Origin of the sequence: Flavitalea plasmicola, from assembly GCF_030546645.1 — a bacterium.
Taxonomy (GTDB): Bacteria; Bacteroidota; Bacteroidia; order Chitinophagales; family Chitinophagaceae; genus Puia.
The window spans coordinates 496150-517449 of sequence record NZ_JAUOTO010000002.1 but is presented as its reverse complement, the minus strand read 5'-3'; the positions used below and the strand labels follow the sequence as shown (position 1 = coordinate 517449).

Genomic DNA, 21300 nt, shown 5'->3' with positions numbered 1-21300 from the left:
AGTCAATTCTTTATTTTGGAAAATTATAGTTCGTCTTCAAAGGGGTGAAGTTGGTCCATGCCCGGAGCCAGTTATCGCTGCCAATGGCGCCGGCATACGTTACTTTATTAAAATAAGTGTCGCTGTATTCGGCGCCACTGAAGTCGGCGCCGGTGAGCACGGGCGAACCTTCTTTCGGCATAGGGTCGGGGGCATCATAATTAAAAGGATCCCTGAGCATAAGATCCCCGGTATTTTTATACTGCCGGTCATAGCACTGCACCAGCATATATTCTTTAAAATCCTGGGAATTAAAAGGAATGTATGCGCCTGGCTTCAAATAGAAGGCCCGGGCGCTGTCATTGCTATGCACGATGGAATAGGTGAATTCGGATTGCTTACTGACCAGGGCAGCCGCAACAAGAGAATCGTCCAGGTACCACGCCCCTTCGGGGAAGCCCAGCAACAGGGAGTTGCGAATACGGAAATGCGCATTGCGCGAAGTCACCAGCGCCGCAGAGCGGGAGGATACGGTGTCGGTGTAGGCGGCGGCCGAGCCATTCTGTGCATCGGGACCTATCACGGTGAGATTGGAAATGATGGGATTGGTATAAGGTCTTTTTGCCGTATCATAGGGGTTGTTCTCGATGTATACGCCGGCGAGGACATTGGGCGGGGCAGGGTTGTTGGCGCCGAAAAAAGGGTGCCGGTAGGCAAGCACATTTTGCATTTTTCCGGTGTATCCCCGCGTGATATAAAAGTCCACCGACCCTCCGCAGGCATAAGACAACAGATTGCGGGCGTTGAATGTGCCTCCGTCGATTTCAAATGCGGGCTGGCCCTGTGCATAGCTTACCTGTATATTCTCCACGGTGGTCCCGCTGCCAACCCCGCCAAGGATCAGCCCGGCAAACTCGATCCTGATATAGCGAAGCGATCCGGAGAAATCAGCCGGGTTACCGCTTGCGGCAGCGGAATTGTCAGCGGCATTTCCCTGGATGATGATCCCTCCCCAGTTCTTGTTCTGGGTGCCGGGAGCCGATGCACTGGTAAATACGATCGGGCGATCGGGCGTGCCATTCGCCAGCAGGGCGCCCCCGGGTTTTATCGTGATCGTCGCAGTTGCAGCTTTTAACACCGTGCCTTCATCGATGAGCAACTGTTCGCCGGCCTCCCTGGTAAAAGATTCGGAGACATTGTAAACGGTATCGCTATACAGGTGTATGACCTTGGGTCTGTTCACGCTGTTATCCGAACCGAAAAAACTTTTGATGTCTTTTTCCGGCTTTGACGCGGATATGGTGACGTTTTCAGCCTTTTTACAACCGGGTATGCAGAGAAGCGCTAACCCCAGGCAGCTGATGGGAAACGTATGACGCAAATGTTTTTTCATTTTCTATCTGAAGAGGTATGAAACAGTTAGATAATAGGTGCGCTGGGCTTTTATGCTCAGGACGGTGTTGTCCACCCCGCCGTTGAAAAAACCTCCGCTGTTGTTCTTAATGATAAGGGAGAGAGGCTGGTCGTACTTCTTATTGCCATTCAGGTCCTGGTATTCGGTGTAGGCGCTGTTGGTAAGGTTATTTACGCCCGCGATCAGCTGTATCCTTGCTTTAAACAATTTTTGAGAGATCTGGATATCCAGCTGATCCCTATCCTTTACCCTGTAGTCAGGGATGGCGGAGACTTCCGCGGCGTTGGGCAGCCTGTATCTGGTGCCCGAGCCCAGCGCGGAAATATAATCCCCTATGCGGTTGTACAGGACGGTTAACATGGGACAGCGGGGGACCTGTATCACCACACCCGCATTCATCGTACGATCGGGGCTTCCGCTCAGCTTGTGCTCGACAACATTCGGGGTGACGGTACTTTTGATGGCGCCTCCTGAAGCGGAGGACGTAAGCCAGCTGCCGCCTGCAAAGAAAGTGAGATCCGTGAGCCAGCCGGCATCGGCAATAAAACTCAGGTTCGTTCTGAATGAGGCGGTCAATCCACGTACATCCGCGGATGGAGTGTTGTAAGGAGTGCTGGCCAGGTTGCCCACTGAATTTGAATACGGTGACAGGATGTTTTCGATAGGTTGATCTATTTTTTTATAGAACCCTGCGACAGCGATATGGCTGCCGGTGTGGGGGAACCAATCCACTCCTATGTCATAATTGCTGACCAGCGAGTTTGCCAGCAGTTGATTGCCCGTAGTGACCATGAATGAAAGGGCATCATAATGCCTGTAAGCCGATAGTTCCTGTAATTCCGGCCTGCTCACCGTCCTGAACCCGGCCGCATGCAGCTGAACTTTGGAGAGGGGACGGTAGACGAGCTCCACGGAAGGCAGCACGTCGGTATTGGTGACCCTGGTATTTTCGTCTATGGTGAGAAGCTGGGGATTTTTGAATCCTGCACTATAGGCATATTGGGTGCTGGAGACCAATTGGCTGTTGGATTCCAGGCGCAATCCCCAGTTAAGGGATAAGGATCTCATCAAATGATCTTCCAGCATGATATAGGCTGATCCAAGGTTGGAGGAAGCGACATAATTACCCCTGTTGGTCCCATCGATATACGCGCTGTTGCTGGCTGCAAAGATCGATCTCCCATTGATGAAGTAATTGGCTACGGTAAGTCCTCCGGGAAAGTAGCGTTCCGGCGCAAGGAGATCGTTTAAAGAATAATAACCGGTCCCCCGTGTCAATAAAAGATCGCTGTGGAGGACCCTGTATTTGGATTGAATGCTCACCCCGCCGGACAGGACCTGCTCCTGGCCGGAGACATGAAAAGGAACGAGGATGCCGACCGAGCCGGTGAAATTATGCTCCGTGGCGTCCCTCCATTGCCTTGCCGAATTAGTAAAGCTGGGGTCGATCGTACGCTGACTATTGGGATTCAGCGGATCGACGCTCAGTATCACCTGCGGGCGGGCTATTTCATAAGTATTGCCATTTACAGTGTCCTGCCTCAGCAGGAAATTGCGTTCATCCGGGTTTTGCTGGCGGAGGTAGGCATAGGATGCCTGCCAGCTCAATTTGAATTTGCCGTCGCCTCCCAGGGCATGCTCGCCTGACAATTGTGTATGCAGGAAGGTCGTCTGCTCCGTGAGATAGTTGATCCCTGTGTGAGCGAGGCTATCTTCATCCGGCTTGAAAAGCTGTGATCTCCGGGTATAGGTATTGGTAAAACGGTGGCTGAAAAAATTCTTCAGGGAGATCTTGCTATTGCCAAACAGGATAGATGCATTCAGCGTGGCGCCCAGCTGAGAGGTATAACGATAATGGATATCTTCGGACAACGACTTTACCAGGGGTTTGCTGCCGTCGGCAAATGGGTAGAGATTGGCTGGCAGGTCCGGCACCGCCTGGACAGTGGATCCATCGATGCGCTCGGCGCCCTGGTGGTTGATGAGAGCGAGAATGCCGATGGTCTCCCCCTTTTTTAAGGATATCACCCTGCCGAAGGCTAACGCCACGTTATCGTTGGGCTTGGCGCTGCCATGGTTTACAGGTGCCAGGTTATTGCTAAGTGCCTTCGACTGGGCCACCTGTTCCTGCGGGTTCAGCTGGTCGAGAGAAAATTGAGACCGGGTGGTCGGGAAAGCGCCAGGAAGGTTTCTCACAGATCCTGGAAAGCTCAGCCATTCTCCTCCACTGCGCTTGTCGGAATAAAAATCCTTTCCCGTGGTGGCGCTGGAAAATCCACCGCCAGCCTTTATGTAGAAGAAATTGTGATCCGGCATGTCCCTGGTCCGGATAGCGATGGTCCCTCCGGCAGCTCCGGCAGGAATGGAGGAGCTGGCTATTTTGAAAACACGCACTTCTTCGATCGTTTCTACGGGAATAAGATCCAGGGGCCAGGCCCTGCCCGTGGGGCTGAAGCTGGGCAAAGGCGCGCCGTTGAATAGCACCTGGTTGTACCTTTCTCCCATTCCGGATATATTCAGCGAGGAGAGATAGGCAGCACCTGCTTTGTTCTCTACGATCACACCGTTTAACCGCTTCAGCAGCTGCGCGCCATCTTTATCGGTGCCCGGCTGAATGGTTGTAGGTCCAAGCCTTGCTATCGTTGAGTCATAACCAGGTGTTTGAGCTGCGGCGCGCGTACATGCTAACAATAGCAGTATGGAGGAGCAGGCAGGCAATAGAAAGCCCGCCCTGCGTCTTTGATTGAGCACAGGCATAAGTTTTGGGTCGAATGGCTAATTTTTCCAAAACTAGCTTATGATGAGAATGTTTGTGTTAACGGATCATTAACATCCTATTATTTTTGAAGGCCACACAGAAAGGATCACTGCAGTGATTGAAATGCTTTTTCAAGAATAGGATCCTTCCCATTGCTCTCATCGCTGGGGGAAATGTTGATAGGAATGTCCGGAACGATACCATTTTCCACCGGCGCTTTGGCGGAAGATAGCGTAACAGTTGCAGTATACTGCAGCTTCCATCCATTGGAGAGTAGGTAGTCACCTGGTATGCCGCCCCCTCCTCCCGTCTGATCGCCGATCTGGGTTACGTTCTGAAGCCCGGACAGGTAGAGTACAAAATCATTGCAGGCGCTGAAGCAGGCACGATTCGTCAGCACGACGATAGGTTGGCCGTAATGGACGCCCGCAGGTGATATATAATAAGGCTGAGGGGCCGTATAATCATCATGTCCGGGCCCTTTCTTAGACAGCTCAAACTTCACCAATGTTCTTGCCGTGATGAAACGCTGGAACATCCTGTCGGCATTTGCTGTGCTGCCCCCTGTATTATCCCTTACGTCAATGATCAGCCCCTTCGTTTGCGCCATGTCTGTCAACACCTTATCTATTTGCTGATCGGTGACGTCATTGGCAAAGCGCTTATAATACAGGTATCCTACGCCGGACGATATCTTATAGATGAGGGGGCCGCTGGTGCTGTATGCATGCTGCAGATAGGTATTGACAATATTCTCGTAATTGAAGTTGTAAGGGTAGGGTTTGTAGAAGCCCAGGTAAGTGAAAGTATCTATGGAGGAGGTGAGAGTAACATGACCGTCCTTCAGCGCTGCCAGCATGTCCGATAAGACGCCGAAAAGCTCCGTCTCCGGCATACCGTCGCGGACCTTTGCACGGAACGGCCCATAAGCGCTGTCCCAGTTCACTCCTTTATAAGGAAATAAGGAGTAATGTTTATCCATGACTGTCCAGAGCTCGTCGAAGACGGCAGTGGCGTTGACGGCTGGGTCTTTGAGGTTCAATGCTTTTTCACACCCCGTGGTCGTCAGCAGCAGCGCTGCGGTAAACAAGACGCCGGTAATTCTTATCACCCAATGACGGTCATGCATAGCTAAAGTGTTAACCTGTATATAATTCCCCCACTGTGAACGGCCTGTCGCACCGCTCTGAGGTCGTCGATCCTGTAATAATCCCAGCAGTAAGCCAGGCTGAACATTCCCCGGGCGCCCACTTGCCTGTTCAGCGACAACGCATTTTTCAACCGCATATACGAAGAGAAACTGGCTATTTGGTGCCGGTTGCCCGAACCTCCAAAAGAAGACAGCCCCGATTCCTGCCCATAAGGAGGATGGATCATCCAGGAGACGACAGGAATATTCATCTGGTCTGAAAGTGACCATATATTATTAAGGGAATAGGCGACGGCGCCCGACAACGCCAGGGAGGCGGCAAAATCAAATGATGTATTGTTATTGACGATGCCCGCGTAGCTCCTGCTGTCATACAACACCATTAGCCCGCCGCCAACCCCTCCGCTCCACGCCCCACCTGCCTTCTTCAACTTATACAGCCAGCTATACGCCCCATCGAAGTATTTCACGCTTACCTCATATTCCGGGTGGTTCGACATTGGTAAGCTTCCTCCTATATAATTGATGGATAACGCATGGATGCAGCGATCCCCCTCGTGCGTTAGGGAAATGGACGCTCCCGGAACAACGCCTGAAAAAGGGGCCGCGCTGAAGTTCTTATCTATGATAGAGGATCTCACCAATTGAAAGCCGGGAGAGATTTTCCATTGCGCGAAACAGCCCCCGCTCATCAGCAGCAGGATCATCGCATACCAGAACTTAATAAGATGAACCATTGGCGTGCAAATAAAGATATTCCCCGTTGATGTGTATAAGATTTTTAAATGAAAATAGAATAGTAACAGTGCGTTAACAATTAGTTAAAGGGAATGAATGACCTTTCTTGTGTCAACGGAAAAAATCTTTTCTACAGATCTCACCCCTTTAAAACGCTTTCTATCCAATTTCTATTAAGCCAGACCCCGGTTGCTTAAGCCCTTTGCCGAACCTGTTTCTAAATGGTGAGACCCAATGACCAAACACGACCTGTCGATCGGTATGAACGGTTCTATGCTGGATGAGCAGCCTACGGGAGTGGGAGTTTATTCATTCAATCTGATCAATCATCTCTTCTGTCTTTATGGAAAGGAGGGAGGTAGGAAACTGACGGTATTTTCACCAACGCAGACCTTGCTGGATAAAGGTCTTAAAGTGGTGAAACTATCTGAATTGCTGCAATCTTCAAAATATGGCAGGATAGCGGCGTTCTGCCGCTTCCTCTGGAATACTTTCTCTTATCCATTACAGGCGCGGAATTACGATCTGTTGATCAGTCCAACGACCCACGGCAGCTTTTTACTGAAGAACCAGGTCATCACCATCCATGACCTGCTTTCACTCCGGTACAGGCATATCAGCACCCACCAGCGGCTGTACTTCAAATATCTCCTTCCATTGCTCGTGTCGCGTGCGGCGCTGATCCTGACGGTGTCGGAGACTACCCGCCAGGATATCATCCGTTTGTTGAAGTGCCCGGAAGAAAAGGTAAAGGTGGTTTACAATGGGTATGATGAATCCCGTTATTTTCCCCAGGCGGGAAAAGATAATATAATATACAGGGAGTATGGGTTCAAGGATTATTTGCTGGCGGTGGGACCTACCTATCCGCACAAGAACCTGGAAATGCTTTTGCTGGCTTACCATGAGCTTCGCCCCGCCGTTCGCAGCCGGCATCCCTTGGTAATTGCCGGCGGAAAAAAGGAATATACTAATTATTTGAAGCGCCGGGTTGAACAGCTGCACCTGGGTACGGATGTTTATTTTACGGGGTATGTACCAATGACCCTGATGCCTTCACTGTATCGTGAAGCCCATGCGCTGATCTTTCCCAGCCTGTATGAGGGCTTTGGTATTCCGCTGCTGGAAGCAATGGCTTGCGGATGCCCTGTGGCAGTGTCCGGCACTTCTTCCATGCCCGAGGTTTGCGGGGATGCCGCATTGTACTTCGACCCTTCGGATAAAGGTAGTATCAGGGCGGTCATAGAGCAGTTGATCTCCGACGAAGGGACATGCCGCCTGCTGAGAGAGAAAGGCCTGATCCAGGTACGAAAGTTCTCATGGGAAAAGACGGCCCGTGAGGTAAAGACCTTATTAGACAATCATTTTTCAATAAATTAAAACTCAAGTCAATGATCGCGATCAGCTGCTCCATTGTGCTATTCCATAATACGGTGGAGGAACTCAGGAAGCCTATCGAGAGCTTTCTAAGCTATTCCCGGGATGCGAAACTATACCTGGTCGATAATTCTGCGGAAGACACATTGCGGTACCAGTTCATTTCTCCCCAGATAGAATATATTTTTACGGGAAGGAACCTTGGCTATGGAGCAGCGCACAACATCGCCATCAACAGGGCGAAAGATCATTCTCTTTATCATATTGTATTAAACCCGGACGTGGAGTTCAACCCGGGTATATTGAATGGATTGTTCTCTTTCATGCAGCAAAACAGGGATATTGGCCTGGTCATGCCAAAAGTGCTGTATAAGAGCGGTGAGCTGCAGCACCTCTGTAAGAAATTGCCTTCTCCGGCCGACCTCATCCTCCGGAGATTTATACCGGGTCCCATTAAACGATTTTTCAAAAAGCCTTTGGAGACCTATGAGCTGAAGCACCTGGACTATGACTCCGTCATGGAAGTGCCTAACTTATCGGGTTGCTTCATGTTCCTGAGAACGGAGATCTTTTCAAAGGTAGGCCTCTTCGACGAACAGTATTTCATGTACCTGGAGGACACAGACCTGTGCCGGAGGATCAACGAGCATTACCGGACCGTGTATTATCCGGCCGAGACCATTGTCCACGCGTATGCAAAAGCTTCGTATAAGAATTTCCGCTTGCTGGGGTATCATTTGAAGTCGTCCATCAAGTATTTCAATAAATGGGGTTGGTTCTTTGACAGGAAAAGGTCGTTGATCAACCGGGCATTGAATACGCCGTCCGTCTTCCGGATGGGTCAGGCTACGGTATCCAGCTTTACATCCAAATCCAAACAGCTGATCCCCGCCGAATCATGAACAACTGGCAAAAGGGTGTTTCGGTGATCATCTGCTGCTACAACAGCGCAACCCGGATACGCAACACTTTGCAGGCATTGGCGGGGCAAAGGTTTCGGCAGCCATTGGCATGGGAAATTGTCCTCGTGGACAATGCTTCCACCGATAATACGGCAGCCCTGGCCGAGGCTATATGGGAGGAGATAGGAGGATCTACACCATTGCAGATAACCCTGGAGGCTGCGCCGGGCCTGATGAATGCCCGTAACAAGGGTATAAGGTCCGCCCTGTATTCCATTGCGCTTTTTTGTGACGATGACAACCGGCTGTGCCCGGAATACGTGGAAGGCGTCTTTGATATACTGGAGTCCGACGCGGGCCTGGCGGCTTGCGGCGGGATGGGCATCCCGGCTTTTGATACGGCAAAGCCAGGTTGGTTTGACGAGTACCAGGAAGCCTTTGCGGTGGGATCACAGGCCATCAACGAGGAAGGGGGGCGTATCCTGCATCTGTACGGGGCTGGATTGGCTGTCAGGCAGCAGGCGCTCCGGCAGCTGCAGCATTCCGGCTTTGTTTCCACGATGCAGGGACGGACGGGGGGCGGGCTTAGCTCCTCGGAGGACACGGAGCTGACCTACGCGCTGGTGCTGTTGGGCTATCGCCTTCATTTTGCAAAGGAGCTGACATTTTTTCATTACCTGCCGCGCCAGCGCCTGACCTTCGATTATGTAAAGAAATTATTCATCGCCTTTGGTAAGGACGGGCCTGTCCGCAATCTTTACTACTCGTATCTCAGCAGCCGCCGAAGCCATCAGCCCATACGCAACTGGTATATCCACATGGCGCTCTGCCTGTTCAGGGTGGTGAAATATATGCTGCGGCCTCCGAAGAAGCAGGGTAGGTGGATCTATCTCCATTGGAATATGGCTTACATGCGCCAGCTGCTCCTATTGCGGCCCCAATGGCCGGCCCTGAGGGAAAATATAGAGAGAATAAACATATCCAGATGAAACCGAATTATTATTATATCAGTCACCTTCAGGGAAATTCCGGGATCTGTAAATATTCCCGGGATTTTTACCAGTTGATAATGAAGGATAGGGGATATATATTTATGGACAGTGCGCAGGACATCATCCACATCCTCTCTACGATCTCTTCCAGGGACCATGTGCACATCGAGCTGGGCATCTTTCAGCAGAAAGAACAGGAGATCCTTTTCACTATGCTGAGGGCAAATTACAGGAACGTGTCCGTCACCCTGCATGATCCTCCTTTGCTGAAATACCCGCAAAGACCATTCCGGCACCCTTTCCTGCATAATGTCTCGAAGTTCTATGACGTGTATGTCAACCGTTTCCGGTGGGAGAAGCCCTTCCTGCAAAAGATCAGGGCCATCTATGTGCTGAGCAGGAGGGGGAGCGAGGTGCTGAAGAAGAAGTATGGCCTCGGCAATGTCCATTATCTGCCGCATGTCATCGATCCTGCGCAGATGGTGAGAGGCAGGACTGCCGACAATAATTTCATCTTCTTCGGTTTTGTAGGCCGGAATAAGGGCATCGGCTATTCTTTGAAGCTGCACACGCATCTGATGGAACGTTTTCCCGATAGTCATTTCTATGTTGTCGGCAAGGCAATGGGAAAAGAGCAGCGTTATTTTGAAGCGCTGCGCCGGCGTTACCAGCGCCAGGTACACTACCTCGGGTATGTGGCGGACGAGGACCTGCAGGATATTTTCCGGCAGGCGGGGTTCGCGTTGCTTCTTTTTTCAGATTACCGCTTCTTTCATCCATTCAGCGGCAGCCTCCTGCAAAGCATGAAAATGGGAAAGATCGTGCTGACCAACCGGGTCAATGCCGTGGAAGAGGTCATAGAGGAAGGGAAGAATGGATTTTTCCTGTCTGGTAATTTGAAGAAAGATGTCGCGCTCATTGGAGACCTGATTGGGAAAAGATCATTACAGGACACCATGCGGAAGGAGATATATCACTATCTCCTGGAGCATCATTCGCCGGAAAAGGTCGCTCAATCTTTAAAAACCGAGCCTTATGCTCTTTTCAATCCTGATCGCCAACTACAATAATTCGAGGTTCCTGGATACTGCGCTGGCAAGCCTGCATGTGCAGACCTGTAAGGACTGGGAGGTCATTCTCGTGGACGACGCTTCTACGGATGGCTTTGAAAAGGTCATTGCCTCCTGGCGGCGGGATCCGCGGATCAGGGTATTTCGCAATGCCCGGAATGAAGGCTGCGGGTATACGAAACGGAGATGCGCGGAATTGGCCTCCGGTACCCTGCTGGCTTTTTTGGACCCTGATGATGCGCTGGCGCCCGGGGCACTGGCAGTCATGGCGGCGGCGCATAAACATCATCCTGCATGCAGCCTGATCCATTCCACGCATTACATCTGCGACCCGGAGCTGCAGGTGCGGCGGATAGCGGACTATCCCAGGGCGCTGCCTCCGGACACCCCTTATCTCTTGCTGAGTGACGGCAGGGTGCATCATTTTGCCACTTTCAAGAAAGCTTGCTATCACCTGACGGAGGGACTGTCTCCGTTGAACCGTAAGGCGGTGGACCAGGACCTTTACTATAAGCTGGAGGAAGTGGGTAAGATCCTCTTCATAGATGAGCCGCTGTATTACTACCGCATCCATGCGGGCTCTATATCGAATGCAGGAAAGGAAAGGGAGGCCGCCTGCGCGCATTATTCGGTCATCATGGCGGCTTGCCTGCGGCGGATGAAAAATGCGGCGCACAAAAAAATTTACCGGGCAAGGTACTATAAGGCGAGAATATTCCGGAGTTTCCGGAAAAGACAATACCTGGACGCGCTGTATAGCCTGATGATCTTTCCTTTTGCCGGCGGGTGGAGTAATCTTGCAGACTATCTCAGGCGGCTGCCGAAAGAAGGTCTTGCGCTGGTAAGAAGATCGCTGGTAGATGATTATGAGATAAAAGTGTGACGTAAGATATTTAAGAACAAAAAGCTTAAAAGATGCTAACTTATTCTATTTTGACTGCTTTGCTGGCTTTTGCATTAGTATGCTATGCTATCCGTAAGATCATTTACGTATCGCATAAGAAACATCTGTTCGATGAGCCGAGCGAATTAAGGAAGGTGCATATCACGCGTACCCCCAACCTGGGAGGTGTAGCGATTTTTTCATCCATGCTGATATCGGTTTGTTTTTTTATGCCTCACACCGGCATTGATCGCCAGAATTATATACTGGCCGGATCGATCGTGATATTTTTCCTCGGCCTGACGGACGATCTCGTAGGGATGAACCCTAATAAGAAGATCCTGGGGCAGTTGGTGGCCGCCCTTATCCTTGTCCTCCCGGGCGGACTGCATTTCACCAGCTGGCAAGGGTTTCTGGGATGGGGAGAGATGCCTTACTGGGTAGGCATAATCACCAGCGTGCTGTTCATCTTATTGGTAACAAACGCTTTCAATCTGATCGATGGGATCAATTGCCTGGCAGGCAGCATTGGTCTGCTGGTCTGCATATGCTTTGCCTGTTTATTCTGGCAGTTGCATTTGACCGGCTATTATTTCCTGGCCATTGCATTGTGCGGCTGTCTTTCCGGGTTCCTGGTTTACAACCGGACGCCCGCCCGTATTTTTATGGGGGATACCGGTGCGCTCCTGCTGGGATTCATGCTTTCGGTGTTCTCCATCGTTTTCATCGAATCCGGCAAACCGGGGACGCTCAATGCTGTTCCGGTGAAAGGCGCACCTGTCATCGTGCTGGGCCTGCTGATCATTCCTATCTACGATACATTACGGGTCTTTCTTCTCCGGCTGTTCCAGGGAAAACTCCCTTTTTCCGCAGACCGCAGCCATCTTCATCATCGACTGATCGATCTGGGCTTATCTCATCTGCAGGCCGTGGGGGTGCTGTTGCTGGTGAATACCATCATCGGCTGGTTTGTACTCGCATTCCAGGAGCTGCCGATGGAGTCGCGTATATTCGGCGTGATCGCCTTTTCCCTGCTGATGAATTGGATCCTGGGCCGGGTGCATGGTCGCAGGACCAGTCGCTGGAGAAAAGCCAATGAAGAGGTGCTGGACGCCCTGCGGAGGAATGACAAGCGGGGTAATACAGTGCTGCGCATGCCGAAGAAAGCCGCGACGTTTCCGGAGTGATGATAAGATAAGTCATATTTATATTAGAAAAAATAAGTATTTGACCTTAATCCCGGATAAGTTTACTGATAAAACCCCAAAATGGCAGGATGCATACTCAGGCAGATAAACTAATTCTTCCCACCTTTGCTGTCATATTTAAATCCTTGCCAATGATAAAATCCGCCATTTCCACCAAAAATACCCTGTACAGCCCACGATACCCCCAAAAGACCACCCTCAAGGTAGTTAATCAGCTGAGAACAGGTGATTTACGCAAGACGGATAAGAAAGATCCGGAGGCGGAAGCAGAAAGACTGAACAAACTGGCGGCTAAAGCTCCGTTTTGCATCATCCATAAGGCCAGGAAATTCGACATTCTGTAATCCTAATTACTCCCAGGCGCCGCCGGCTTACTAAGAATATCATCATTATTCACCCCTTTCTTTTTAGACACATTCTCCGACAGCTTCCCAAAATTCCATGTCACCGCAAGCACCCCGCCACGCCTGATCTGCCGGGTAATATTCGTATTGTAGAAATTCCGGTCCTTTGTGATCGTGTTGAAATCATGCGTTTTTTCAGTATAGTTCACAGCCCGCAATGAAATATTGATCTTATTCTTGAATATTTTATAATTGAAGGCAACATTGTGCCAGGTGTTGAACGGGTAAGTGGTCTGAATGGTCCGGGGCTCCTGCCACAAACCAAGATAGCTGCTCACGGAGAATTTATCCGAGAACCTGTAATTCGTATTTAAATTGAAATTACACCCCCATCCGCTGTTGGATTGAGATACGTCGGAATTGTTTTTCACCGTACTGTAACGGAGTGAACCATTCACAAACAGGCTCCATTTGGGAGTGATCTTTGTACTGAAATTCAGGTTCAGGCTGGACTGGATTTCCTTGCCGATATTGAGACTGGTAGTTTTTGTAATGCCTGTCTGCGGATCAAAGGATGAATACTGCAGGATCTTATTGCCGCTGTAGCTTCCTTCGATATTTATTCCGGCAAATGTATTCCCCCTGGCATATCGCAGCTGCCCGGACAGCGCATGGACGGTTTGTGGGCCAAGATTAGGGTTGCCGAATGAAATATTCAACGAGTCATTGTTGTAGACAAAAGGGTTGAGGTCCCAGATATAAGGCCGTTGCAATCTTTTGGAATAGGTAAACACCAGCGTCGTTATCTGGGACATACGGTTGGTGAATTGAACGTTGGGAAGGAAAGTGACATATCTATGGTCTACCCGCGTTTTGGATGAAATGAAGTCTCCGTTGACACTGGTGTACTCTGCACGGACGCCGGCACGGAAGCTCGATTTCTTCCATCTCAGACTATACATGCTGTAAAGACTGATCACATTCTGGTTGTATTTAAAATGATCCGTGTTGGTGGCATTTTCGGAATAATTATCTGCTGCATCATATTTGACAAGACTTTGAAAGTCGGAGCTTGCGCGGCGCAGGATTGCCTTTAATCCTCCTTCGAACTTGCCGTTCTTCGACACCGGGATACTGTTGTCTGCCTGGATGGTAAATTGATTGTTGGTTGCATAGCTGTTATTGATTAAATACCGGTCTGTACCGGGATTATCCTGGAAACTGTTCAGCTTAGCGTCATTTTTACCGAACTCACCCAAAAATCGCAGGCTGAATTCTCTTTCCTTATTCTTTCTAAAGTGTTTTATGAAATCGCTGCCTACATTCACACCAGGGTTATTGGTCTTGTTATTGAGACTATAATAGCTCACCGTCGAAGGAGCTGAAGCATAATCAGTGGTGATCGTTTGATCCGTTATGGTTTTGTTCCGCCAGCTGTCAATATTGGTATACAGACTGATCGTGTTCAGGCTGTCGAGTTCCCAGCTCAACTCTGCGTTGCCGAAACTCCACCCTGAGCTGGTTTGCTGGTCGCCGTCCAGCGTTCTTTTGGCATAGATGTTTTGTGTTGATGGGATGGTAGTACTGGTATTATGCTGCTGCACGGGATCCGTGATCCCCGAATTCAGGAAAACGCTGAGACCGACATTGCCGACTTTCGCGTTCCCATTGACGGAAAAATTATTCATCTTATCGCTGGTCCTGGAAAAAGAAGAGAGCGTCCCATTATAGCCCACGACTTTTTTCTTCGTGATGATATTGATCAGGCCTCCTATTCCTTCGCCATCATATTTGGCGGAAGGCGTTGTGATGACTTCTATTTTTGAGATCACGACCCCCGGGAATCCTCTCAATGCCTCTTTCACGTTCCTGGCGAACATGGAAGTTTCCCTGCCGTTGAGCAACACTTTGAAATTCGATTTCCCGTTCACTTTTATATTGTCCTCGCCGTCCACCGTTATGAAAGGAGTTTTTCGCAAAATGTCAATGGCCGTTTCTGTTTTGCTCGCCGGGTCGTCTTCCACATTGAAAACAATTTTATCATCAGACTGCTCCACCAGCGGTCGTTGTCCATTTACCACTACGGCTGTAAGCGTGCCGGGTGCTCTTGTCAATTGCACAGGGTCTATCTGCATATCCCCGGCCCGGGAAGCGACATTAATATTGATCTTGTATTCAGTAAAGCCGGTATAAGTAAAGGAAAGCATGTAATTGCCCGTATCTGGCTTATTGAATTGAAAGCTGCCATTCTCCTTTGATAAGGTTGTCTGCAATGGAGCTTTATTGTTTTTTTTAAATAGGCGGACCGTTACCAATGCAAGAGGCCTGCTGCTGTCAGAAACGGTTCCCGACAACTTCATTGTAGCCTGGGAGAATACGTGTCCGGGCAGAATGAACAGGACTGCCGGTAAGAGAACGGCTGACAAAAACTTTCGCATTGGTTATGGTTTGACCGGTAGGTTAGGCAAATTCGGCGCTAAGATTAACGAATTACTTCGTAGATGGAAGACTTTTGTGATGAAAGGTCGCCCGGGCTTTTGAAATAACACATGGTTAGATTCTTGAATATCACCCCCAATGTTTAATGTCAAAAAATGCCTGCCTCAACCCCGATCTTGCCCGGTTGCCCCGGATGGTTGTTGCCCGTTGCATGAAGCCAGAATTACTTTCGCATAAACAATTCAAAACATTTCAAAAACAGGACCATGCAAAAGAAAAAAAGCCTGATCGCCGGAACTATCCTTTCCGGTGCAGTCATCGCAGCATCAGGGTTAAGCGCCGGTGCTCAGAATTCCGACGCAATTCGCCCCTTCCATGTCAGCATTCCGGAAAAAGCGCTCGTCGATCTGAAACAACGGGTGAAGGCGACAAAGTGGCCCGAACGCGAAACGGTTTCTGATTTTTCGCAGGGCGTACCACTCGCTACGATCCAGAAGCTCGCCAGCTATTGGACGACCAATTACGACTGGCGAAAAATTGAGGCAAAACTCAACACCTATCCCCAGTTCATGACGACGATAGATGGGGTCGATATTCATTTTATTCACGTTCGTTCGAAACATAAGAACGCGTTGCCGGTCATCATTACCCACGGCTGGCCGGGTTCGGTCATCGAGCAGCTGAAGATCATCGGTCCACTTACAGATCCTACCGCCTATGGAGGAAAGGCCGAAGATGCCTTTGACGTAGTGATACCCTCACTGCCTGGCCATGGGTTTTCAGGCAAGCCGACTGTCACGGGATGGGATCCTATTCGTATCGCCCGCGCATGGATCGTGCTGATGAAGCGTCTTGGCTATACGCGATTTGTAGCACAGGGCGGCGATTGGGGGAATGCTGTTACGGAACAGATGGCGCTGCTGGGGGCCCCCGAATTGATTGGCATCCACACCAATATGCCGGCCACTCTTCCCGACGACATTTCGAAGGCGCTCCAGTTCAGCACACCCCCTCCATCCGGCCTCTCAGGCGAAGAGCAGCATGCGTGGGATCAGCTGGACTTTTTCTACAAGCACGGCCTGGGTTATGCCCTGGAGATGGCTAACCGCCCCCAGACACTATATGGTATCGAGGATTCTCCGGTCGGTCTGGCTGCCTGGATGCTGGACCACGACGCGGCCAGCCTCGCGCTGATCGCACGGGTCTTCGACGGTCAGTCCGAAGGCCTCACGCGTGACGACATCCTCGACAACATCACACTTTATTGGTTTACGAACACGGCAGTCTCCTCCGCTCGCCTGTATTGGGAAAGCAAGCTTCCCTTTTTCGCGCCGAAACACGTGGAGATCCCCACTGCAGTAAGCGTCTTCCCGGACGAGATCTATGCAGCTCCGCAGAGCTGGACAGAGCGGGCGTATCCCAAGCTCATTCATTACAACAAACTTGCCAAAGGTGGTCACTTTGCAGCCTGGGAACAACCTCAGCTCTTTACGGAAGAATTACGGACGGCCTTCAGGTCTCTGCGCTGAGGGGATTCGATACACGGGCTGGCGGTTGGGGAAGGTTAATACGGTCTGTCAGGCCCAAACAGCGACTTTATTAGCCCAACCTCACCTTCAGCCCGTTGTCTCCAACCGCTGTCACTTTTTCCGAAACATCCCAGCTGGGCCTTGTTGTTCAGATAATTGTTTTGAAGAACCATGACAGACCGCTGATTGATGAAATAACCCGCCAGATAAACGACATTGCCATATCCGCAGCAGATGGAAAAAGCGATCTTCCCTTGCTTGTCTTTTATCTCAAACCCAAAATCGTCGCTGCTGAAATCTATCAGATTGGCTTTATATAGCTTCCAGTGGTTAAATTCCATGGCGCCCATGGTCTCCTCCTTTCCCAGATCCTTGAAATCTGCAGCAACATAGAGCTTCATGTTTTTAAGAAAGAGGGAGATCTTATGATCCTTACAACCAAACGGGTGTCCGATGGAAAACGTTATCCCCCGCTGCAGGTCCGGGTTAGGAAGAGGGATAGCTGTGTTGCCGATGCCAAATATGGTAAATCCGCTGGAGTCATATCTTTTCAACCGGATCCCATTGATTACAGGGGCATTGCCTGCGAAAGGCTCTCTATAAAAAACAGGGTCCTTTTCCATTATTACATAAGAACTCGGATCTAACTTTCCCGGCTGAAGGTTAGGCGAATGATTTTCCCTGGCGGCCGCCTTTTCTTTTTCAAGAGCAGGTTTAGGATACCGGAAGAATTTGATCACGCCATACAGCATGAAGGCAGACAATAGCGTTACTATAATTAGTGTAAAGCCGCTTATTTTCGGTCGCGGCCGTACATTCAACAGAGTATCCGGGTGGTGCCTGTTCCGACGGTTTGGTCGCTTGGAGAGTTTGCCCATTCCAATAAATTAGTAATCGTTAGAAAAAATGGCTCTGTTTTTCCTTTGCCTTTCGGCACTTTGAGGGATCAGATGCTAAGCGTTGCGACAGGTCTGGTTGAAGGGCTACTACGCTAATTTCCTAAAATATTCTGATTTAGACCCAAAATAGACGAGTCTCATTATTTTGTTTGATATTCAATTGGTTACAGCGGCAGTAACATTTCGCCTAATTTCGAATATCTTTGCTTAAATTAGGACTCATGTCAGGCGCAATTAAAATATTACCTCATTACACATACAGCGATTACGAGCAGTGGAAGGGGCAGTGGGAGTTAATTGAAGGTATTCCCTACGCCATGAGTCCGTTACCCGTGCCTAAGCATCAGAAGATTGCCATGGCATTAGGGGCTGAATTTACCATAATGCTTAAAAGCTGTAAACAATGTACAGCATACCAGCCCATAGATTATCGTATTTCGGATGACACCATTTTGCAGCCGGATATGTTGGTGGTCTGCGGGGAAATAACAAAAAAGTACCTTGATTTTGCACCCGCTCTGGTAGTTGAAATATTATCGCCAGCCACTGCATTAAAAGACCGGCATAGCAAATATTCCATTTATGAAATGCAGGGGATTCCTTATTACCTCATCATTGCGCCCGATACGGAGGAAGTGGAGGTGTACAAATTAAATGGCAACGCCTATTCGCTTGACCAAAAAGGAAGGTCCTTCTCTTATCAGTTTTCTTTGGGAGACTGTTCTGCCACAATTGATTTTAAGGAGATCTGGTAAAAGCATGGGACCCACGGCCGGTAGAAACAAACCTGTATAATTACGCTCTCTTTACTCCCCCAAAGATGTCCTCCCCCTCGGCTTATAGACAGACAGGATGGTGGCTGCCAGCAATGCCAGCAGGGCAGCGACAGCGCTCACCACAAGCTGGACCCGCTCTTCACGGAGATCAGCACCGGATAATGCGGTCTTTGAAGCCACCGTCGCCACACGCCCGATGACCCGGGTATGCAGCAGCAGCAGCACGATGGAAAGCGCATTTATCAGAAACTTGGCCAGCACCCAATAATGCCGGAACAATCCCCATTTGGTCCCCAGGGAGAGGAATACACCGGTCAGCAGGGATGCAAAAGCCAGGGGGACGATGACGTACCAGGTGACCGGCGTCATCGCCACGTAAACGGCTGATACGATCCGGGCATTGGCGCTGGTAACGCCGGTGACAGCAAGGGCCAGAAAGCCGGCAACGGCGCCAGGCCAGCCGACTGCGGTGATGATATGCGTGAGGAGCACCAGTTTGCGCAATAGAGGAGTCATGGTCAGCGATGGTGAAAGCCGTGACCGGTGAGGTGGAGGATGATAAGGCCCAGGACAAGAACGATCGTGACGACACCGGAGATCTTTACCCACCGCGGCGTTTTCTGCTTATTATTCAACGTCATAGTAAAAAAATAGTTGCAACTGCAAAATTGCAGCCCTGGAGGCGTTTCGTCATGACAAAACCAGGGAAAGACTTTGCAAATCTTGCGATTCTCACCGTACGGGCTCGATGGGGATATGGACCTCCCGCTCCAGTTGATAGTAGGAGATGACGGCGGGATCGCCGGAAAAGCGCTCAAAGCCGGTGACCCCGGCAATTTTATACCCACTGTCGGGCAGCCAGCGCTGATAAAAATAATGCGCAACCTTATTCGTTTGTTTCAGATCCCCCCTCACTTTGAAGGTGGCAAAGTTCCCTCCCTTGATCTCGGCGAAAGTGAATTTGCCTGTTCCGGCCATTTCCGGATCGACAGGAAGAAAGGCTCTGTACATATTCCTCAGGTGAGGGCTCAGTATGCCATACATACCTCCTGGTGTGAGCCAGTCGTTTGACCGGGCGGTCATGGATAGTTCGGCGAATGAACGCTGGATTTCTGCAGGGTTGTCGAAAGGAGCAGTAAGATAGATGCCTTTCACGGACTCTTTTTTGACGGTATGGATGGGAACTTTTCCGGTGTGCAGCGAGGCTCCGGATGCCCCGGCCTGCGCTACAGCGGATTTTGGCGCAACGGCATGCAGAAGCATCATCTTCTTTCTATGGGGCAGATCGCGTATTTGTTCGGGTGAATAACCAAAAAAGCGCTTCATGGCTCTTGAAAACACGGCCGGAGAGGAAAAGCCACTTTCGATAGATATTTCCTGAATGGATCTTTGGGGATGGATGATCAGCAGGTGGAAGGCGGTTTCCAATCGCAGTTTTATAGTATATTGTTTCGGCGAGTCGCCAATGATTTGTTTGAAAAGCTTTTGTAAATGAAAGGGGGAATAGTGGGCGATGCCGGCAAGGGTTTCCAAAGAAATTTGGCTGTCAGGATGGCCGAAGATATAGTCGATAACATGAGCTATTCTCCTTTTGTGCTCAGTGTCGGTGGAACTGCCGGACATGGGGGCATTGATTATGCTCAAATTTACTTTACTTTCCGGATATTTACTTAACTTATCATTATGGAAAACAGTGCAGATCAGAAACTTGCCGTATTAATCGATGCGGACAACGTGCCTCCCGGCAGGATCAAGGCGATGCTGGAAGAGATCGCCAAGTATGGCACGCCTACCTTTAAGCGCATCTATGGTGACTGGACTTCTTCGACCAAGTCCGGCTGGAAGTCCGTTTTACTACCTTACGCCATTACGCCTATTCAGCAATATAGCTACACCTCCGGGAAAAACTCCACCGATGCAGCCTTGATCATAGATGCGATGGATATCCTGTATTCCGGTAAAGTCAGCGGCTTTTGCATCGTATCCAGTGACAGCGATTTTACCAGGCTGGCAACACGGCTCAGAGAGGCGGGCATGATGGTTTTGGGAATGGGGGAGAAAAAGACGCCCTTGCCCTTTATTTCAGCCTGCGATAAATTCATATATATAGAAATACTGGAAGCGCCGGCGCCCGAAGAAAAGCCAGAGGCTGATGGTGCTTCCATGGCAAAGAAAAAAGCAGTTCCTGTGGCTGTTGCTAAGCCAATGTCGAAAGTTACCCCCGAACTAATAAGATTGATCAAGGACAGCATTAATGATTTGGCAGGGGACGACGGATGGGTATTCCTTGGAAATCTTGGCGTATTGATCATAAAAAAACAACCTGATTTTGACCCGAGAAATTACGGGTATAAGAAGTTGACCCCCTTGATCAGAAGTATGCCCGAGTTTGAGATCCAGGAGAGAAAAGGAAAGGAGTCTGACGGTATTGCAGTGCTGGTGCGCCTGAAGGAACCCGCTGAACCCAATGCGAAAAGAAGGTAGCGATGCATTTTTTTATATCTTTGACCAATGAAGGCATTCGTTTTTGCCATGGCATTCATCGTTCTCATACAGAGCTTCATGCCCTGCGATGACGCATTTGCCATGCACGACAATGCGAAAGCAGCCGTCTCCAGGGCGCACAACTGCCCGGGAACGCCGCAAAATGACGCCTGTTCCCCCTTCTGCCAATGTGCCTGCTGCGCAGGGTTTACCATTATTTTCCACTCCATTCCTCCCATCGCTCCGGCGCCGCAGATCTGCACCGGATACACGGATTTTTATCTCTCCGATATCCGGGAAATTTCCCTTCCCGTCTGGCAGCCGCCCCAATTAGCCGCCTGAATTCTTTCTGACACTT

20 protein-coding genes are annotated in these 21300 nt (G+C 50.0%); 11 read left to right on the top strand and 9 right to left on the bottom strand.

Annotation, left to right across the window (positions count from 1 at the left end; all coding sequences use genetic code 11):
• Positions 1 to 10: 10 nt before the first annotated feature.
• The 4 genes from Q4E93_RS07360 to Q4E93_RS07345 all read right to left on the bottom strand — a co-directional run bounded on the left by Q4E93_RS07360 (position 11) and on the right by Q4E93_RS07345 (position 6038).
• Positions 11 to 1372, bottom strand: a complete 1362-nt coding sequence (locus Q4E93_RS07360; protein WP_303583875.1) for a hypothetical protein — start codon at positions 1370 to 1372, stop codon at positions 11 to 13.
• 3 nt (positions 1373 to 1375) lie between these two features.
• On the bottom strand, positions 1376 to 4144 hold the full coding sequence (locus Q4E93_RS07355; RefSeq protein WP_303583873.1) for a TonB-dependent receptor plug domain-containing protein: 2769 nt from the start codon (positions 4142 to 4144) through the stop codon (positions 1376 to 1378).
• A 113-nt stretch (positions 4145 to 4257) separates the two neighbouring features.
• Positions 4258 to 5280 (bottom strand): S41 family peptidase, encoded by a 1023-nt coding sequence (locus Q4E93_RS07350; RefSeq protein WP_303583871.1) that lies wholly within the window; start codon positions 5278 to 5280, stop codon positions 4258 to 4260.
• Positions 5281 to 5282: 2 nt separating this feature from the next.
• A complete protein-coding gene (locus tag Q4E93_RS07345; RefSeq protein WP_303583870.1) occupies positions 5283 to 6038 on the bottom strand; it encodes a hypothetical protein in 756 nt (251 codons plus the stop codon).
• 235 nt (positions 6039 to 6273) lie between these two features.
• Between Q4E93_RS07345 and Q4E93_RS07340 the strand changes: the two genes are divergently transcribed.
• From Q4E93_RS07340 to Q4E93_RS07310, 7 genes are all read left to right on the top strand, one after another.
• A complete protein-coding gene (locus tag Q4E93_RS07340; protein ID WP_303583869.1) occupies positions 6274 to 7419 on the top strand; it encodes a glycosyltransferase family 4 protein in 1146 nt (381 codons plus the stop codon).
• An 11-nt stretch (positions 7420 to 7430) separates the two neighbouring features.
• Positions 7431 to 8318: a glycosyltransferase family 2 protein gene (locus Q4E93_RS07335; RefSeq protein WP_303583867.1), complete on the top strand. Its 888-nt coding sequence runs from the start codon at positions 7431 to 7433 to the stop codon at positions 8316 to 8318.
• Entirely contained in the window at positions 8315 to 9307 is a 993-nt protein-coding gene (locus Q4E93_RS07330) for a glycosyltransferase (RefSeq protein ID WP_303583865.1), read from the top strand. The genes Q4E93_RS07335 and Q4E93_RS07330 overlap by 4 nt, the downstream gene beginning before the upstream one ends.
• The gene (locus Q4E93_RS07325; protein WP_303583863.1) at positions 9304 to 10380 is read left to right on the top strand and encodes a glycosyltransferase family 4 protein; all 1077 of its coding nucleotides are present in this window, start codon (positions 9304 to 9306) and stop codon (positions 10378 to 10380) included. Before Q4E93_RS07330 ends, Q4E93_RS07325 begins: the two co-directional genes overlap by 4 nt.
• On the top strand, positions 10346 to 11263 hold the full coding sequence (locus Q4E93_RS07320; protein WP_303583861.1) for a glycosyltransferase family 2 protein: 918 nt from the start codon (positions 10346 to 10348) through the stop codon (positions 11261 to 11263). The genes Q4E93_RS07325 and Q4E93_RS07320 overlap by 35 nt, the downstream gene beginning before the upstream one ends.
• A 32-nt stretch (positions 11264 to 11295) precedes the next feature.
• The gene (locus Q4E93_RS07315; protein ID WP_303583860.1) at positions 11296 to 12450 is read left to right on the top strand and encodes an MraY family glycosyltransferase; all 1155 of its coding nucleotides are present in this window, start codon (positions 11296 to 11298) and stop codon (positions 12448 to 12450) included.
• A gap of 152 nt (positions 12451 to 12602) precedes the next feature.
• Positions 12603 to 12815: a hypothetical protein gene (locus Q4E93_RS07310; RefSeq protein ID WP_303583858.1), complete on the top strand. Its 213-nt coding sequence runs from the start codon at positions 12603 to 12605 to the stop codon at positions 12813 to 12815.
• A gap of 2 nt (positions 12816 to 12817) precedes the next feature.
• Here the strand turns inward: Q4E93_RS07310 and Q4E93_RS07305 are convergent, their stop codons facing one another.
• A complete protein-coding gene (locus Q4E93_RS07305) occupies positions 12818 to 15253 on the bottom strand; it encodes an outer membrane beta-barrel protein (protein WP_303583857.1) in 2436 nt (811 codons plus the stop codon).
• A 267-nt stretch (positions 15254 to 15520) separates the two neighbouring features.
• On the opposite strand from Q4E93_RS07305, the gene Q4E93_RS07300 reads away from it, so the two are divergent.
• The gene (locus Q4E93_RS07300; RefSeq protein WP_303583855.1) at positions 15521 to 16783 is read left to right on the top strand and encodes an epoxide hydrolase family protein; all 1263 of its coding nucleotides are present in this window, start codon (positions 15521 to 15523) and stop codon (positions 16781 to 16783) included.
• Between the two features lie 35 nt (positions 16784 to 16818).
• On the opposite strand, the gene Q4E93_RS07295 is transcribed toward Q4E93_RS07300, so the two are convergent.
• Complete coding sequence (locus Q4E93_RS07295) at positions 16819 to 17547, bottom strand: hypothetical protein (RefSeq protein WP_303583853.1); 729 nt, start codon at positions 17545 to 17547, stop codon at positions 16819 to 16821.
• Positions 17548 to 17903: 356 nt separating this feature from the next.
• Here Q4E93_RS07295 and Q4E93_RS07290 point away from each other — a divergent pair, with 356 nt between their 5' ends.
• Complete coding sequence (locus Q4E93_RS07290; RefSeq protein WP_303583851.1) at positions 17904 to 18437, top strand: Uma2 family endonuclease; 534 nt, start codon at positions 17904 to 17906, stop codon at positions 18435 to 18437.
• Positions 18438 to 18488: 51 nt separating this feature from the next.
• Here Q4E93_RS07290 and Q4E93_RS07285 read toward each other — a convergent pair whose 3' ends face one another.
• The 3 genes from Q4E93_RS07285 to Q4E93_RS07275 form a co-directional block, all read right to left on the bottom strand.
• A complete protein-coding gene (locus Q4E93_RS07285) occupies positions 18489 to 18974 on the bottom strand; it encodes a hypothetical protein (protein WP_303583849.1) in 486 nt (161 codons plus the stop codon).
• Between the two features lie 2 nt (positions 18975 to 18976).
• Positions 18977 to 19099, bottom strand: coding sequence for a hypothetical protein (locus tag Q4E93_RS07280; protein ID WP_303583847.1), 123 nt, complete (start codon positions 19097 to 19099; stop codon positions 18977 to 18979).
• 91 nt (positions 19100 to 19190) lie between these two features.
• Complete coding sequence (locus Q4E93_RS07275; RefSeq protein ID WP_303583845.1) at positions 19191 to 20102, bottom strand: AraC family transcriptional regulator; 912 nt, start codon at positions 20100 to 20102, stop codon at positions 19191 to 19193.
• Between the two features lie 39 nt (positions 20103 to 20141).
• Between Q4E93_RS07275 and Q4E93_RS07270 the strand changes: the two genes are divergently transcribed.
• Together Q4E93_RS07270 and Q4E93_RS07265 are read left to right on the top strand one after the other, a co-directional pair.
• Positions 20142 to 20942, top strand: coding sequence for an NYN domain-containing protein (locus tag Q4E93_RS07270; protein ID WP_303583843.1), 801 nt, complete (start codon positions 20142 to 20144; stop codon positions 20940 to 20942).
• Between the two features lie 27 nt (positions 20943 to 20969).
• A complete protein-coding gene (locus Q4E93_RS07265) occupies positions 20970 to 21284 on the top strand; it encodes a DUF6660 family protein (RefSeq protein WP_303583841.1) in 315 nt (104 codons plus the stop codon).
• The last annotated feature ends 16 nt before the right edge of the window (positions 21285 to 21300 follow it).

Excerpts from the sequence above, each read along its gene's own strand:
- Q4E93_RS07290 (WP_303583851.1), top strand. The coding sequence starts at position 17,904 with ATGTCAGGCGCAATTAAAATATTACCTCATTACACATACAGCGATTAC.
- Q4E93_RS07315 (WP_303583860.1), top strand. The coding sequence starts at position 11,296 with ATGCTAACTTATTCTATTTTGACTGCTTTGCTGGCTTTTGCATTAGTA.
- Q4E93_RS07265 (WP_303583841.1), top strand. The coding sequence starts at position 20,970 with ATGAAGGCATTCGTTTTTGCCATGGCATTCATCGTTCTCATACAGAGC.
- Q4E93_RS07320 (WP_303583861.1), top strand. The coding sequence starts at position 10,346 with ATGCTCTTTTCAATCCTGATCGCCAACTACAATAATTCGAGGTTCCTG.
- Q4E93_RS07340 (WP_303583869.1), top strand. The coding sequence starts at position 6,274 with ATGACCAAACACGACCTGTCGATCGGTATGAACGGTTCTATGCTGGAT.
- Q4E93_RS07350 (WP_303583871.1), bottom strand. The coding sequence starts at position 5,280 with ATGCATGACCGTCATTGGGTGATAAGAATTACCGGCGTCTTGTTTACC.
- Q4E93_RS07285 (WP_303583849.1), bottom strand. The coding sequence starts at position 18,974 with ATGACTCCTCTATTGCGCAAACTGGTGCTCCTCACGCATATCATCACC.
- Q4E93_RS07300 (WP_303583855.1), top strand. The coding sequence starts at position 15,521 with ATGCAAAAGAAAAAAAGCCTGATCGCCGGAACTATCCTTTCCGGTGCA.
- Q4E93_RS07280 (WP_303583847.1), bottom strand. The coding sequence starts at position 19,099 with ATGACGTTGAATAATAAGCAGAAAACGCCGCGGTGGGTAAAGATCTCC.
- Q4E93_RS07360 (WP_303583875.1), bottom strand. The coding sequence starts at position 1,372 with ATGAAAAAACATTTGCGTCATACGTTTCCCATCAGCTGCCTGGGGTTA.
- Q4E93_RS07305 (WP_303583857.1), bottom strand. The coding sequence starts at position 15,253 with ATGCGAAAGTTTTTGTCAGCCGTTCTCTTACCGGCAGTCCTGTTCATT.
- Q4E93_RS07345 (WP_303583870.1), bottom strand. The coding sequence starts at position 6,038 with ATGGTTCATCTTATTAAGTTCTGGTATGCGATGATCCTGCTGCTGATG.
- Q4E93_RS07310 (WP_303583858.1), top strand. The coding sequence starts at position 12,603 with ATGATAAAATCCGCCATTTCCACCAAAAATACCCTGTACAGCCCACGA.
- Q4E93_RS07330 (WP_303583865.1), top strand. The coding sequence starts at position 8,315 with ATGAACAACTGGCAAAAGGGTGTTTCGGTGATCATCTGCTGCTACAAC.
- Q4E93_RS07270 (WP_303583843.1), top strand. The coding sequence starts at position 20,142 with ATGGAAAACAGTGCAGATCAGAAACTTGCCGTATTAATCGATGCGGAC.
- Q4E93_RS07325 (WP_303583863.1), top strand. The coding sequence starts at position 9,304 with ATGAAACCGAATTATTATTATATCAGTCACCTTCAGGGAAATTCCGGG.
- Q4E93_RS07335 (WP_303583867.1), top strand. The coding sequence starts at position 7,431 with ATGATCGCGATCAGCTGCTCCATTGTGCTATTCCATAATACGGTGGAG.